Origin of the sequence: Variibacter gotjawalensis, assembly GCF_002355335.1 — a bacterium.
Lineage (GTDB): Bacteria > Pseudomonadota > Alphaproteobacteria > Rhizobiales > Xanthobacteraceae > Variibacter > Variibacter gotjawalensis.
Genome location: NZ_AP014946.1, coordinates 829669 through 844947, shown reverse-complemented (window position 1 = coordinate 844947; position 15279 = coordinate 829669). Strand labels below are relative to the sequence as shown.

Annotated in this window: 9 protein-coding genes; 4 read left to right on the top strand and 5 right to left on the bottom strand. The window is 62.5% G+C overall.

What is annotated here, in order from left to right; genetic code table 11:
* Positions 1-181 precede the first annotated feature (181 nt).
* Positions 182-1156, bottom strand: coding sequence for a protein-methionine-sulfoxide reductase catalytic subunit MsrP (gene msrP / locus GJW30_RS04030; protein ID WP_096351937.1), 975 nt, complete (start codon positions 1154-1156; stop codon positions 182-184).
* A 185-nt stretch (positions 1157-1341) separates the two neighbouring features.
* Positions 1342-2859 (bottom strand): porin, encoded by a 1518-nt coding sequence (locus GJW30_RS04025; protein WP_096351934.1) that lies wholly within the window; start codon positions 2857-2859, stop codon positions 1342-1344.
* A gap of 741 nt (positions 2860-3600) precedes the next feature.
* Between GJW30_RS04025 and GJW30_RS04020 the strand changes: the two genes are divergently transcribed.
* Positions 3601-4827 carry a cell wall hydrolase gene (locus GJW30_RS04020; protein ID WP_096351931.1) on the top strand — a complete coding sequence of 409 codons (1227 nt, stop codon included), beginning with the start codon at positions 3601-3603 and terminating at the stop codon, positions 4825-4827.
* Between the two features lie 4 nt (positions 4828-4831).
* Here GJW30_RS04020 and GJW30_RS04015 read toward each other — a convergent pair whose 3' ends face one another.
* Positions 4832-5788, bottom strand: a complete 957-nt coding sequence (locus GJW30_RS04015) for a Bug family tripartite tricarboxylate transporter substrate binding protein (protein ID WP_157746684.1) — start codon at positions 5786-5788, stop codon at positions 4832-4834.
* 159 nt (positions 5789-5947) lie between these two features.
* Between GJW30_RS04015 and GJW30_RS04010 the strand changes: the two genes are divergently transcribed.
* Both GJW30_RS04010 and GJW30_RS04005 read left to right on the top strand, forming a co-directional pair.
* On the top strand, positions 5948-7171 hold the full coding sequence (locus tag GJW30_RS04010; protein WP_096351925.1) for an MFS transporter: 1224 nt from the start codon (positions 5948-5950) through the stop codon (positions 7169-7171).
* A gap of 68 nt (positions 7172-7239) precedes the next feature.
* On the top strand, positions 7240-9864 hold the full coding sequence (locus tag GJW30_RS04005; protein ID WP_130364740.1) for a hybrid sensor histidine kinase/response regulator: 2625 nt from the start codon (positions 7240-7242) through the stop codon (positions 9862-9864).
* On the opposite strand, the gene greA is transcribed toward GJW30_RS04005, so the two are convergent.
* Complete coding sequence (greA, locus tag GJW30_RS04000) at positions 9861-10334, bottom strand: transcription elongation factor GreA (RefSeq protein ID WP_096351919.1); 474 nt, start codon at positions 10332-10334, stop codon at positions 9861-9863. The two genes, GJW30_RS04005 and greA, sit on opposite strands and share 4 nt — an antisense overlap.
* A gap of 205 nt (positions 10335-10539) precedes the next feature.
* A complete protein-coding gene (gene carB, locus GJW30_RS03995) occupies positions 10540-14037 on the bottom strand; it encodes a carbamoyl-phosphate synthase large subunit (protein WP_096351916.1) in 3498 nt (1165 codons plus the stop codon).
* Positions 14038-14363: 326 nt separating this feature from the next.
* Between carB and GJW30_RS03990 the strand changes: the two genes are divergently transcribed.
* The gene (locus GJW30_RS03990) at positions 14364-15269 is read left to right on the top strand and encodes a metallophosphoesterase (protein ID WP_096351913.1); all 906 of its coding nucleotides are present in this window, start codon (positions 14364-14366) and stop codon (positions 15267-15269) included.
* Positions 15270-15279: the final 10 nt, after the last annotated feature.

Sequence of the window (15279 nt, the reverse complement as noted above, 5' to 3'; positions counted from 1 at the left end):
AGAATGCCCGCATCATCTTCGTGCGCGCTGATCGCGAGTCGCATCCTCCCATGCGAGTTTCGATCAGCCAGCTGTTCCCCTCTGAAGTGGATCGGCCATTGGCCGAGCGACTCTCCGGGCCCGCAAGGGCCCGGCTTTTTTTTGCGCTCAGCTTTCGCGACGCGCTTAGTCCCAGAGACGCCTACGCCCAGAGGCGTTCCTTCTCGAGGCCCTTGTAGAGATCCGCGACATATTCGCCGTAGCCGTTGAACAGCTTCGTCGGAATGCGCTCGCTCTTGCCGAGCACTTGCTCGGTCGCCTGACTCCAGCGCGGATGCGAAACCTCCGGATTGACGTTGGCCCAGAAGCCGTACTCGCTCGCCTGCAGTCCTTCCCAATACGTCTTCGGACGCTTGTCCGTGAAGGTGAGGCGCGTGATCGATTTCACCGACTTGAAGCCGTACTTCCACGGCACCGCGAGGCGCAGCGGCGCGCCGTGCTGCTTCGGCAGCGGGTGGCCGTAACAACCGGTCGCGATGAAAGCGAGCTCGTTGGTCGCCTCAACCATCGTGAGGCCTTCCGTGTAGGGCCACGGATACCAAGACTGCCGCTGTCCCGGCGCGACCGCTTTGTCGAGGAACGTTTCCATCTGCAGATACGTCGCGGAGCCGAGCGGCTTGGCGAACTTGACGAGTTCGGCGAGCGGGAAACCGGACCACGGGATCGTCATCGACCACGCCTCGACGCAGCGAAAGCGATAGAGGCGTTCCTCGTGCGGCATCTTGGCGAGCAGATCGTCGAAGCCGATCTCCATCGGCTTTTCGACCATGCCGTCGATCTTCACGGTCCACGGCCGCAGCTTCAGCGCTTGCGCGGGCGCCGCGATCGTCTTCGACGTGCCGAATTCGTAGAAGTTGTTGTAGTTGGCGTTGAGCTTCTCGTCGGTGAGATCGTAGCCGGCGCCGAGCTGGTACTTCTCGTTGCGCTTGAATGGATAGAGCGAGGCGCTCGGGTCCGCTGCGTCGGCAGCGCGCTGTGCACGCGCGCGAGTCGGGATCGCCATCGCGGCCGCGATACCAAGTCCGCCACCGAGCAGCGCGCGGCGATCCAGAAAGAGGTTTTCCGGCGTGGCTTGCGCTTCGGGAATTTCCCAGCCGCGACGGCGGATGATGTTCATAGCCACTCTCCTCAGAGTTCTTGTTGGCCCCGTGCGGATCGCATCCGGAGGGGCAGAGCATCGCCGGCCCCATCGGGCCCTTGCAGCTTGTACGCGCGAGTGTGGCAAAAAGTTACATCACAAAGCAAAGAGGCCCCGGCAGGGATGCCGAAGCCTCTGTGGTCGTGGTCTCTATTGGGTTGAAATCAGGGCCAGAAGTTGCGCTGTACGCGCACGATTCCGTGCCAAATCCCAGCGTCGGCAGCCTTGAATGTGCCCGATCCACTGCTACCGGCCGAGATATTGGTCCAGTCGCCGGTATTCTTCTGATCGACGCGCGTGTAGACGATTTCGGCGCCGAGTTCGAGATTGGCAACCGGCGACCAGATCGTGCGGGTACCGACCTGCAGCATGCCGAAGTCAGGATTGCATCCGGCGGTTTTTGCCTTTTGCAATGCGTAAGCGTTGCACAAACCGGCAGCGGCTTCCTTGTTGTAGTCGAGCCTCAAGTAGCCGCCGAAAGCCGACGTTCGCAGGTTCGGCGCCCAGTAATGCTCGGCCGCGACGGAGAATTGGTAGCCCGTGGTCTTTTGTACTTTGCCGGATGCGTCAATCACGCCGTCGGTCATTGCGGCCGTCGTGAATGTGCCGCTGCCGGCAACGCCGCGCGTGACGGCGACCGAGTTGGTCGCGTTCGGCTTGTACGGTCCCAGATAGCTGATGGCGCCGTCGGCATAAGTCGCCTGCAGCCACAGCACGTCCCCCGGCGCGAACGGCAGATTGAACTTCACGCCGCCACCGATCGCGTAGCCCACGGCGTTGCCGAAGCTGTTGGGCAAGCCGTTCGTCGTGCCTGCGCACGCACCATTACAGCCACCCGACACGTCATGGATCGCGCCATTGATCTGCGCCGATCCCCACGGCTGATCGAGCCTTAAGTTCGCGACGACGTCCGGATACTGGTTGTTGCGATAGAAGCCAAAATACGGGGCGCCATTGGTTTCGACCCCGCTTGTGCCGGAGCCATTCTGACTCAAAGTCGGACCACCGGTCGGACTGCCCGCCACCTGACTGTAGACCAGGCCAATGCGGCGGGCGACGCCATCTTCGGCCGCGAGCGTGGCCGAGAGGCCTCCGCCAAGTTCCGCCGTGTAGGCGAACACCGTTTGCCCGACAGGCGTGCTCGAGCCTGCGTAATACGGCGTCGTGTAGGACAGCGTGCCGTTGTAGAAATCGAAGAACGACTGCGTCTTACCAAACGTGAAGCCGGCGAACTGGATGAACGCGCGCGAAAAATAGATCGTGCCGCGATAACCCGTGTACTGGCCGGTGTAGCCGGTAGCGTCGCTGTTGATCTCCGGCCCGAACCGGATGTACGAGCGCAAAGTCCCATATTCGGTCTGCGTGCGCGTATCGAAGCTCAGCTCTGAGCGAACGCGCGAGGAATACCCGCTCTTTTCCGCGCGATTATCGCGAGCGGATGCGCCGGAGAGATTGACGAGATTGCTGCCTGCGGCGTTGAAATTGTACTCGGCCCGAATCCAACCGCCGATCTTGATGCAGGTGTCGGTGCCCGGGATATAATAGAAGCCCGCGCCGTAAGCCGAGCAGACCTTCACGTATTCCGCGGCCTTGGCCTTCGTCGGCAAGTCTGCCGCGTTCGCTGCCGAGATCGAAACAATCCCCGCCGCGCCTGCCAGAAGCAGGCGAGTAATCCCCTTCATTCAAAAAATCCTCAGCAAATGGTTTTTACAAATCTCTTGTTTGGCCGACCCAGCCCCCAAGCCGCGCAGTCGCAGAATCGCGATGGCCAACGCCATCGTTACCAAGTGTTAATTTTGCCGGCGCCAGAAGCAATAAACTCTTCCCGTGCAATAACTTAGAATGCACGCATAGCGCGTTAGAACCAATTCGCGACGCAATGGTCTTGACATAAATTCCTATCTGACTATATTCCTCGTCACCTGATCCAAGCGGGGGCGTCAACCGGTGACGCAGCTAACGGGGTCGGGGACGGCGCCTGCGGGCGGGAGGTTCGTCACCTCCTGCGCTCGGGCGCCCCGGGGACCCCGCCCTACCGGCAATAGGACCGGTGTGCGAGGAGCTCGCTGAACGACTGGCTGCACTTTGCAGCCAGCACGCAAGCGCGGCCCCGGGGTGAAAAATGCCGTGGCGGAGCGCCGCGAGGCGGCGGTTTCCGTAAAGGAAACCGCGCCGTAGTCGCAAGGCTACGGCATCCGAAGACCGAGCGCCGAGCGGCGCTCCGCCTCCCCGCGTCTTGTCGCGGGGTGAAGGCCAAAGCTCGGAGCGCGAAAGCGTTCGCGAGAAGGCACCCCCATGCCCCAGGCCCCGGGCCCGAAGGATTCCGATGCGCCAGATCCGAGTTAACGGCTCCGCAAGGTTAATGAGGCACAAACGAAGGGAGCCGGCTGTTCGTCCGGCAGTTGTGTTGCGTCGAGTAGCTCATGCCGCGTTATCACCGCGCCCTTCGCCCGCGCCGTCTCGCCAAGGTTGCCCCCTTGTGCCTCGGTGCGCTGTTCTTCCTGACCGGCGCGACGCGCATCGGCTATCAGGACATCGCCTCGCTGATGGCGCAGCAGCCGCACGTCGCGGAGCGCGCGCGCGAACGCATCTTCGGCGCATCGCGCGGCGCATTCTTCGCGACCTTCAGCTTCGCGCGGCCGCTCGGCACGCATGGCGCCGAGGTCGACGTCAATCAGATCGCGCGCTTCGATGCGTCGGGAAATCCGTCCGGCGTCAATCGCCTCGGCAAAGGCGACCTGCAGGTCCCGCGCATTCAGATTCAAATTCTCGCCGAGCTGCTGAAGGAAGACTCGCAGGCGCTCGAGCCCGAGAACGACGACGCCAAGAACATCGAGGCGTCGCTCGATTGGAAACCGTTCGATCGCTACGACCCCGCGATGGTGCTCGATCCGAATCAACACGCGCAGCCGGAAGCCGTCGCGAGCGCCGACAGCGAAAGCCCGGAGGCACGCGAAGAACAGCGGCTCGTCTATTTCAGCGCGGCGCCGACACTCGCGTCGGTCGGTGGTCTCGAAGGCTGGGGCGCCGAAGGCGCGCCGATCATCGAAGGCATTCCGGCTGTCGCGGTCGCCACCGCAACACCGGCGGCAGAACCCGCGATCTTGCGCATTCCGGACAACGAACCTTCGATCACCGCGCGTCCGCTGCAGTCGCCGGCCGATCGTCTGAAGCTCGTCGGGCTCGGCCGCGCGAAAGCCGAGAAGTGCCTCGCCACCGCGATCTATTTCGAAGCGCGTTCGGAGCCGGTGCGCGGCCAGGTCGCCGTCGCGCAAGTGATCATCAATCGCGCCTTCTCGGGCTACTATCCGGACGATATCTGCGGCGTCGTTTATCAGAACAAACATCGCCACCTGTCGTGCCAGTTCACCTTCGCGTGCGACGGCATTCCGGATGTCGTGACCGAGCCCGAACATTGGGCGCGCGCGCAACGCATCGCGACCGCATCGCTCGACGGCAAGGTTTGGCTCGACGATGTCGGTCTTGCGACGCACTACCACGCGAGCTACGTCTATCCGTATTGGGTACGCTCGATGCGCAAGCTCAAGAAGATCGGCCTGCACACCTTCTATCGTCCGCGCAAGTGGGGCGAGGATGCCGCGCCGACCTGGACGTCTGACGAAGCCGCCGCGTTGCTGGCGAAGATGTAGGCGCTCAGTTGGCGGTGAGCTTGATGCCAGCTTTGCGAACGATGTCGGTGTAGGTTGCGACTTCGCGGCGGATGAACGCGTCGGTGTCCTTCGGCGTGCCGCCGACCGGATCGACGCCGAACGTGATGAGTTTCTCGCGCACGTCCGGCATATCGAGAACCTTCTGCAGCGCAGACGAAAGTTGCGCTTGCCGATCGGCCGGCGTCTTCGACGGCACAAGGACGACGAACCAACTTCCGATCGTCAGATCCGGAAATCCGGCTTCGACGGTTGTCGGAACATCGGGTGCGGTCGGCCAACGGCGCGATCCGGTTTGCGCAAGCGGGCGCGCACCGCCACCTTGAATCAGTGTGTGGATGAGCATCGAGTCGATCGACATCGTGACGTCGCCGGAGAAAACATCCGGCAATGCGGCAGCGCCGGTGCGATACGGAACGTGCGTCATCTTGAAGCCGGCGAGATCGCCGAACAGCGAGCCGCCAAGATGCGAAACCGAAGCGACGCCGTTGGTGCCGTAGCTTGCCGGATTCTTCTTCGCCCAGTCGACAAACTCTTTGAGATTCTGCACCGGAACTTTCGCGCTGACCGACAACAGGATCGGCAACTTTCCGACGAGGCTGACACCGGCGAGATCTTCGAGCGGATCGAAGCCCGGCTGCGGCGCGAGCGCACGCGAGATGAAGATGCCCGGAACGACGATCGTCATCGTGCAGGCATCGGGTGCGCTGCGCGCAACAGTTTGCGTCCCGACGATCGCGCCGGCGCCCGGCATATTTTCGACGACGATATTCTGGCCATAGATTTCGCCGAGTTTCTGCGCGAGCAATCGTCCTGTCGTGTCGCCGGATCCTCCAGGTCCGTAAGGCACGATGAAGCGCCGCGATGCGCAGTCCTGACCGTAAGCGTGTCCGCCGGACGTAACCGCGATCGCAAACGCAGCGCCGATGACGAGTTTCCGCACGGGTTTCCTCCTTATTCTTTTCAGGCACTGTGCGGGCGTCGAACGCGCATGTCCATGCACAACACTCATCGATCCGATGAGAAAGTTTCATTTGGTTTCGCCTCGCCGAACCGTAATGTCCGCGCCACATAGAAGAGCGCCGCAACGCCGCGAGGAAGCATGACGACCGCCGACACTCTGCGCACATGGCGCACGCCGCTCATCGTCATTCTCTTCGGCTGCGTCGTCTCGATGGTGTCGTTCGGCCCGCGTTCGGCGCTCGGCCAATTCCTCACGCCGATCTCACTGCAGAATGGCTGGACGCGCGAAACCTTCTCGCTCGCGCTCGCGCTGCAGAATCTGTTCTGGGGGCTCGGCCAGCCTTTCGCCGGCGCGGTTGCGGATCGCTTCGGCACCGTGCGCGTACTGATCGGCGGGCTTATCCTCTACGGCCTCGGCCTCGCGCTGATGGCTTATGCGGACACGCCGGGCCTCCTGCAACTTTCGGCCGGCGGGCTGATCGGTTTTGGCCTGTCAGGCGCCTCCGGCAATATGGTGATCGGCGCGTTCGGCAAGCTGGTGCCGGAGTCGAAGCGGTCGATGGCGTTTGGCGCGTGTACGGCGGCAGGCTCGTTCGGGCAGTTCTTGTTCTCGCCGCTCGCGCGCGGGCTGATCGATGGTTTCGGTTGGCAGAGCGCGCTGCTGATCTTCGCGGCCGTGATGGTGCTGACCATTCCGTTCTGCTTCGCGCTGGCGACACCGACCAACGAGAGCTCGCAATCGGCTCAGCCGACGCAATCGTTTCGCGCCGCGCTCGGCGAAGCCTTCGCGCATCCGTCTTACGTGTTTCTGGTGCTCGGTTTCTTCACCTGTGGCTTTCAACTCGCCTTCACGACCGTGCATCTGCCGGCTTATTTGGTCGATCGCGGGCTCGGAAACGATGCAGGCGCCTGGACCATCGCGGTGATCGGGCTCTTCAACATCTTCGGCTCGCTGACCGCCGGCTATCTCGGCAACGTCATGCCGAAGCGCTACATCCTCGCCGCGATCTACTTTTCGCGCGCGGTGGCGATAGCCGCTTTCATTTTGCTTCCCGCGACGCTGACGTCGGCGCTCATCTTCGGGGCGGTTTCGGGCTTCCTGTGGCTGTCGACGGTTCCGCCGACATCGGCCTTGGTCGCCGTCATGTTCGGCACGCGCTGGCTCGCGATGCTGTACGGCTTCGCCTTCTTCTCTCACCAGGTCGGCGGCTTCCTTGGAGTTTGGCTCGGCGGCGTGCTGTTCGACCGGACCGGGTCTTATGATGTGGTCTGGTGGCTCTCGGTCGCCCTTGGCATAGCCTCAGGCCTGATCAATCTGCCGATCCGCGAAACAGCCGTGCTGCGGCCAGTGCCGGCGACCTAAAATTTTTCGAAGGAGTCGGGAACCAAAGCGAATCGACCGAGTTATCTCGCGTCGAGCAGAGGTCCCGCGTGTCCAATTCCGCCCCCCGATCCCGGTCCCTGTCGGCGCGAGGCTACTTCGTTCTTTTCATCGTTTTGCTGCTCCTTCCCATCCTCGCCTTCGCAGGGCTGCTCGCGTTTCAATACTCCAAAAGCGAGCGGACGCGGCTGGAAAACGCAGTCCAATCAACGACTCAGCAAATCGCGATCGACATCGACCGCGACCTCATCGAGATGCTGGCGTCGCTGCACACGTTGTCGACCTCGCGGCTGCTCTCCGAGCGCGACTTTGCGGCCTTCCATCGCCAAATGTCCGACGCACGGGCCTATATCGGCGCCGACATCGTGTTGCGGACGCCGGACGGCCAGAAGATCATCGATACGAAAGTCGCCTGGGGTGAGCCTCTGGGCAAACTCAACCTCCCGCGCGACCGCGACGTGATCGCGGAACGCGCCGCCCTTGTCTCCGGCGTCTTTACGGAGCCCGATACGAAGGAAACCCAGTTCGCCGCTATCGTGCCGGTGCTCAACGACGGGAACGTCGAATATCTCCTGAGCTTCATCGTGCCGACCCGACGGCTGGTGCCTTATCTCCGCCGCGAGCAATCCGAGTTCGTCGCCGCCTCTGTGTCGGACCGCAACGGCCGCCTTGTCGCGCGGTCCATCCGGCACCAGGAAGTGTCGGGTACGACCGGCAATACGGAGTTCCTCAGCGCCGCCACCGGATCCGAGGGCATTTGGGTCGGGCCCAACATCGACGGCCAAGACGTCGTCATCGGCTACAAGCGCTCCCCGGTTTCCGGCTGGGTCATCGCGTCGAGCATCGCGTATAGCTCGCTGCAGGCACCGCTGAACCAATCGCTGAAGGCGTTCCTCGCGCTCGGTCTCATCGCGCTGACACTCTCGTTGACCTTAGCACTCGGCTTCGGCCGCAAGGTCGCGGTGCCGCTCGCCGATCTCGCGCGCGGCGCGACGAAACTCGGCGAAGGCAAGGACATGGAGCTGCAACGCTCCGGCGTGCGCGAGATCGACGATATCGCGGAAGAACTCGAGCGCTCCGCTTATGAGCTGCGCGAGCGCGAGGCCGAGTTGCTGCGCGTTCAACAGATCGGTCGCGTCGGCGGCCTCGAGGTCGACTTGCGCAACGGCTTCCGCAACAAGCGATCACCTGAGTATCTGCGCATCCACGGTCTGCCGCCCGATGCGGTGCGCGAGACGCACGAGTCGTGGGTGGCGCGTATTCACCCGGACGACCGCGAAGAGACCGAACGGCATTTCCGCGACGCCGTGAAGTCTACGGACACCGAATACAAAGCCGAGTATCGCATCATCCGTCCGAGCGACGGCGCGCTGCGCTGGATCTCGGCAAAGGCCGAACTCGAACGCGACCCGGAAGGCCGCGCGCTTCGTTTGATCGGAGCGCATACCGACATCACCGAAATCAAGGAAGCTGAGACAGCGTTGCAGCGGCTCAACGAAGGGTTGGAAGCGCAAGTGGAAGAGCGCAGCCAGCAAGTCGCGCAATTACAGAAGCTCGAAGCGATCGGCCAACTCACCGGCGGCGTTGCGCACGACTTCAACAATCTGTTGACCGCGATCGTCGGCAACCTCGAACTGCTCAAGAAGCGCATGCCGGACGATCCGCGTTTGCATCGCTTGATCGATAACGCGTTGAAAGGATCGGAGCGCGGAGCCGCTCTGACGCAGCGGCTTCTTGCATTCGCGCGCCGTCAGGAATTGCGGCCTGAGGCCGTTGATGTCGCAAGGCTTGTCGAAGGCATGTCGGAGCTGTTGCGGCGCGCGCTCGGCGCGATGATCGAGATTGAGACCGCGGTACCGACGCGTCTCAGCCCCGCCAAAGTCGACGCGAACCAATTCGAACTCGCGATCCTCAATCTTGCCGTGAACGGACGCGACGCGATGCCGAACGGCGGCAAGCTCACGATCTCGGCGCGCGACGAGACGTATCACGGGCTCGGCGACATCGCTGACGGCGACTACATCGTTATCTCGGTGATCGACACTGGCGAGGGTATGGACGAGGCAACGCTGCGCCGCGCAACCGAGCCATTCTTCACCACCAAGGGTGTCGGCAAAGGTACGGGCCTTGGCCTCTCGATGGTGCATGGTCTCGCCGCGCAATCCGGCGGCAAGCTGCGCTTGCGCAGCGAGATCGGCGAAGGCACCGTCGCGGAGCTTTGGCTGCCGCGCGCAGAAGCTGACGAGATCGCGAAGAGCGTCGCCGTGCCCGAGCCGCTCCACCCAACGCCAACCCGGCGACGCGTGCTTGTCGTCGACGACGATGCGCTCGTCCTCGCCGGCACGTCGGCGATCTTGGAAGACATGAAGCACCACGTGGTCGAAGCGGCGTCGGCGCGTCAGGCGCTAGAGATTTTACGCAAAGAACCGAGCTTCGACATCGTCGTGACGGATCACGCCATGCCGGGCATGACCGGTACCGAACTCGCAGCGACGATCGCGCGCGAATGGCCGGCGTTGCCGGTCATCCTCGCGACGGGTTATGCGGATCTGCCGGAGGGGGCAGCGCCCGATCTACCGCGGCTCGGAAAGCCGTTCGGCCAAGTTGCACTGGCTCAGGCGATCGAGAGCACCATTGCGGCGCACGGGGCGCCGCAAATTGCGCAGTCTGCTTAGCGCCACTCGACCTTGAGAACTTCGTAGGCCTTGGCGCCGCCCGGCGTCACAACCTCGACTTGCGCGCCCTTTTGCTTGCCAACGAGCGCGCGAGCAAGCGGCGATGCAATCGAGATACGGCCGTTCTTCGCGTCCGCTTCCGGCTCGCCGACAATCTGCCAGACCTGCTTTTTCTCGGTGTCTTCGTCGATCAGCGTGACGGTCGCGCCAAACTTGATCGTGTCGCCCGAGAGCTTCGAGACATCAATGATATCGGCGCGCGCGATCTTGTCTTCGAGGTCCGCGATGCGACCCTCGTTGAGCGACTGCGCTTCTTTCGCCGCGTGATACTCGGCGTTCTCCGAAAGATCACCGTGCGAGCGCGCCTCTGCGATCTGCTCGATAATGCGCGGCCGCTCGATCTGCTGGCGCTGCTTGAGCTCGGTTTCCAGCGTCGCGTAGCCGGCACCGGTCATCGGGATCATTTCCATCGCGTCTCAACTTCCTTCTCGCAACCGCCAGCGAATAAGACTTAGCTGCCGCCGGATTTCTCCAAGCTGCCCGCCTTCCCTTTATGCTGGCCGGTGGTCTTCGCTCAGTGGTGAGCTTGACCGAAAACAATTCGGCACGCCCGCTTCGGTTCCACGGCTAAAAAAGCGCGAAATCGGAGCTTTAGGGTGCCTGAAGGCCTGATTTTCAGGCTCTCCCGCCGAAATACTGCTGCAACGGTCTTACCTCGAGGTCACCCGCAAGGTAGGCTTTAATGCCCAAAGCGGCCGCTACGGCACCCGAAAGAGTGGTGTAGTACGGGACTTTATGCAAGAGGGCTTCGCGCCGCAGAGAGGCGGAATCTCCCAGGGCTTTGGCGCCTTCGGTCGTGTTGAAAACGAGCTGCACGTCGCCGTTCTTGATCGCATCGACGATGTGAGGCCGGCCTTCAAGAACCTTGTTGACCTTCTCGGCCGGGACGCCGTTTTCGTGCAGGAAGCGCTGCGTGCCGCCAGTCGCGAGCAACGTGAAGCCAAGGCCGGAGAGGAGGCGCGCGGTTTCGAGAATGCGCGGCTTGTCGTCTTCGCGGACCGAGATGAAGACATTGCCGGAACGCGGCAGTTTGACGCCGGCGCCAAGCTGGCTTTTGGCAAACGCCGTCTCGAAGGAATGATCGAGGCCGATGACTTCGCCGGTCGACTTCATCTCCGGGCCGAGAACCGTATCGACGCCCGGGAAGCGATTGAACGGGAAAACGGCTTCCTTGACGGCGATGTGGTCCGGCTGCGCCTGCTTGAGCCCGAACGAGGCGAGCGTCTCGCCCGCCATGACGCGCGACGCGATTTTTGCGATTGGGACGCCGATGACTTTAGCGACGAACGGCACCGTGCGCGAGGCGCGCGGATTGACTTCGAGGACGAAAATCTCGTTGTCCTTCAGCGCGTACTGCACATTCATCAGACCGCCGACCTTCAACGCGAGCGCGAGCGAGCGCGTCTCCTCTTCGAGCCGCTTGATCATCTCGGGCTCGAGCGAATGCGGTGGAAGCGAGCAAGCCGAATCGCCGGAGTGAATTCCGGCTTCCTCGATATGTTGCATGATGCCGGCGATGAAGGTGTCTTTGCCGTCGGCGAGGCAGTCGACGTCGACTTCGATCGCGGCGGAGAGATAACGGTCGAACAGCAGCGGATTCTTGCCGAGCAGCGTGTTGATCTGGCCGGTCTTGTCGTTCGGGTAGCGCGCCTTAACGTCGTTGGGCACAAGTTCCGGCAGCGTTCCGAGCAGATAGTCGCCGAGCTGGCTTTCTTCGCGTATGATTTTCATCGCGCGGCCGCCGAGCACGTAAGACGGACGGACGACGAGCGGGAAGCCGAGATCGGTCGCGACCAGTCGCGCCTGTTCGACCGAATATGCGATGCCGTTTTCGGGTTGCTTGAGGCCAAGCTGATCGAGCAAGCGCTTGAAGCGGTCACGGTCTTCCGCGAGATCAATCGCATCCGGCGATGTTCCGAGGATCGGGACATTCGCCTTCTCGAGAGCGTCGGCGAGCTTGAGCGGCGTCTGACCGCCGAACTGCACGATGACGCCGTGCAGCGTCCCCTTCTTCTGCTCTGCCGCGATGACTTCGAGAACGTCCTCGGCCGTCAGCGGCTCGAAATACAAACGATCCGAAGTATCGTAGTCGGTCGACACCGTCTCGGGATTGCAGTTGATCATGATCGTTTCGTAGCCCGCATCGGCGAGCGCGAAACACGCATGACAACAGCAGTAGTCGAACTCGATGCCTTGGCCGATGCGGTTCGGACCGCCGCCGAGGATCACGACCTTTTTCTTGTCCGAGACGTGAGCCTCGTCGATCGCGAGCGCGTTGCCGGCCGGGGTCTCGTAGGTCGAATACATGTAGGCGGTCGGCGAGGCGAACTCGGCCGCGCAGGTGTCGATTCGCTTAAAGACCGGCCGCACGTCGAGCGCGACGCGTGCCTTCTTCACGTCGGCTTCGCTCTGGCCGGTGAGCCTGGCAAGACGCGCGTCGGCGAAGCCCATGGCCTTGAGGCGGCGGAAGATCTTTGCGCTTTTCGGCAAACCCTTGGCGCGGATTTCAGCTTCGGTGTCGATGATCTCGCGGATCTCGGCGAGGAACCAGGGATCGATCTTGCAGCTTTGGAAAATCTGCTCATCGTCGATGCCGTGGCGCATCGCCTGCGCGACTTTGAGCAAACGATCCGGCGTCGGCGTGCCGAGCGCGGCCCGGATCGCGTTCTTATCGTCGTTCTGGCCGAGGCCTTCGATCTGGATTTCGTCGAGACCGGAAAGTCCGGTTTCCATGCCGCGGAGCGCTTTCTGCAGGCTCTCCTTGAAGGTACGGCCGATCGCCATCACTTCGCCGACCGATTTCATCGACGTCGTCAGAACATTCGATGCGCCAGGGAATTTCTCGAAAGCGAAGCGCGGAATTTTGGTGACGACGTAATCGATCGTCGGCTCGAACGCCGCCGGCGTCGCGCCGCCCGTGATGTCGTTGGCGATTTCGTCGAGCGTGTAACCGACCGCAAGCTTCGCGGCGACCTTGGCAATCGGGAAGCCTGTTGCTTTCGACGCGAGGGCCGAGGAACGCGAAACGCGCGGGTTCATCTCGATGACGACGAGGCGCCCGTCCGCTGGGTTGACGGCGAACTGCACGTTCGAACCGCCGGTCTCGACGCCGATCTCGCGCAACACCGCAAGCGATGCGTCGCGCATCACCTGATATTCTTTATCTGTGAGAGTCAGCGCCGGGGCGACCGTGATCGAATCGCCGGTGTGCACGCCCATCGGATCGATATTCTCGATCGAGCAGACGATGATGCAGTTGTCCGCTTTGTCGCGGACCACTTCCATCTCGTATTCCTTCCAACCGAGCACCGACTCTTCGACGAGCACTTCGCTCGTCGGCGATGCTTCGAGGCCTTGCAGCACGATCGAGATGAACTCTTCGAGATCGTAAGCGATGCCGCCGCCGGTGCCGGCGAGCGTGTATGACGGACGAATGATCGCCGGCAGGCCGATCTCGGCCAACGCCAACAACGCTTCGCCGAGTGCGCCGTGGATGTAGCGCTTGCGGCGATCATCGGCATGGCGGGCCCATTCACGCTCATACTCGGCATGGCGGCGGGCACGCTCGGCATCCGGGACAGAAGCGCCATCGATGGCCGAGACGGCAGCCGCATGATTGTCGCGGTCTTGCTGCTTCAGGTTCGTCGCGTTGGCGAGGAAGGACTTCGGCGTCGCAAGGCCGATTTTCTTCATCGCCTCGCGGAAGAGTTCACGGTCCTCGGCTTTGTCGATGGCCTCGGCGGTCGCGCCGATCATCTGTACGTCGAACTTCTCCAGCACGCCCATGCGGCGCAGCGACAACGCGCAGTTCAGCGCCGTCTGGCCGCCCATGGTCGGAAGCACCGCGAAGCCGCCCGGCTTCACGTTGCGCTCGATCTCGATGATTTTGGCGACGATTTCCGGCGTGATCGGCTCGACGTAGGTGGCGTCGGCGAGGTCCGGGTCCGTCATGATGGTCGCCGGATTGGAGTTGACCAGGACGACCCGGTATCCCTCTTCCTTCAGCGCCTTACAGGCTTGAGTGCCCGAATAATCGAATTCACAGGCTTGGCCGATAACGATCGGCCCTGCTCCGATGATCAGGACCGTGGCAATGTCTGTGCGTTTCGGCATCTGTTCTCGACAAGCTTGCGTGCGCATAAATACTTGAGCGCACATAAAAAAAGGGCGCGCCTGGGGCGCGTCCTGACCGGCTCGGCGCCAGGCCCCGCCCGTGCGCGCGGGTTTCCTAGACCATCCGCTCCGGAATGGAAAGGCGCTTTTCGGTGCAGGGCACAGGTTCCGCCACGCGGGCGTGTGTGTGCGATCCGACGCAACCCACGTTCACCATACGAAAAGGTGACGTGAAAGCGGCCACGCGCAGCCGCAATCGCTTGATACATACGGTTGTGCGAGATCGGCCGGCTCGCGGTTCACCCGGCCTTCAGTGACCGACCCGAATGCTTCACATTACGCGCCGCACATTCATCACGGGCCTTGCCGGCGCGGCAGCGACGCTCGCGGCCACCGGGTATGCATTCGGCTTCGAGCCGCGCTATCGGCTTCGCATTCAGGACTACCAGCTGACCCCAAAGGGCTGGACGCCGGGCCTCAAACTCAAGCTTGCTATCATTGCCGATCTGCATGCCAGCGAGCCGCTGATGCCGATGGAGCGGGTCGAGGAGATCGTCGATACGACGAATGCTCTCGGAGCCGACGCGATCCTTTTGCTCGGTGACTATATCGCGAGCCATCGCGGCGTTACGTTGAAGGCTACTGTTCCGGATGTCGCCAAAGCTCTCGCACGGCTGAAAGCGCCGCTCGGCGTTCACGGCGTGCTCGGAAATCACGACTGGTGGGACGACGACAGAGCACAGCGCCGGCTCAGCGGACCAACCATCACGCACACGGCGTTTCGCAACGCCGGCCTTCCGTTGCTCGAGAACGAGGCGATCCAACTGAAAAAAGACGGCAAGCCGTTTTGGCTCGCCGGCCTCGGTGACCAGATCGCCTTCCCGTTCCGGCATCCGAAGATGGGCGTTCACGATATGCGCAAGACGCTCGCGGCGATTACCGACGATGCGCCGGCGATTTTGATGGCACATGAGCCGGATATCTTCGCGCACATTCCGGATCGCTTCGCGCTCACGCTGTCTGGGCACACACATGGCGGCCAAGTGCGCATATTCGGTTATTCGCCAATGGTGCCGTCACGCTACGGCAATCGCTACGCCTACGGTCATGTGATCGAGAACGATCGGCATTTGATCGTGTCGGGCGGGCTCGGCTGCAGCAAGCTGCCATTACGCTTCGGCGTGCCGCCGGAAATCGTCGTCGTCAATGTCGGCGACGAATCGACTTCGTAGATAGCGTAAG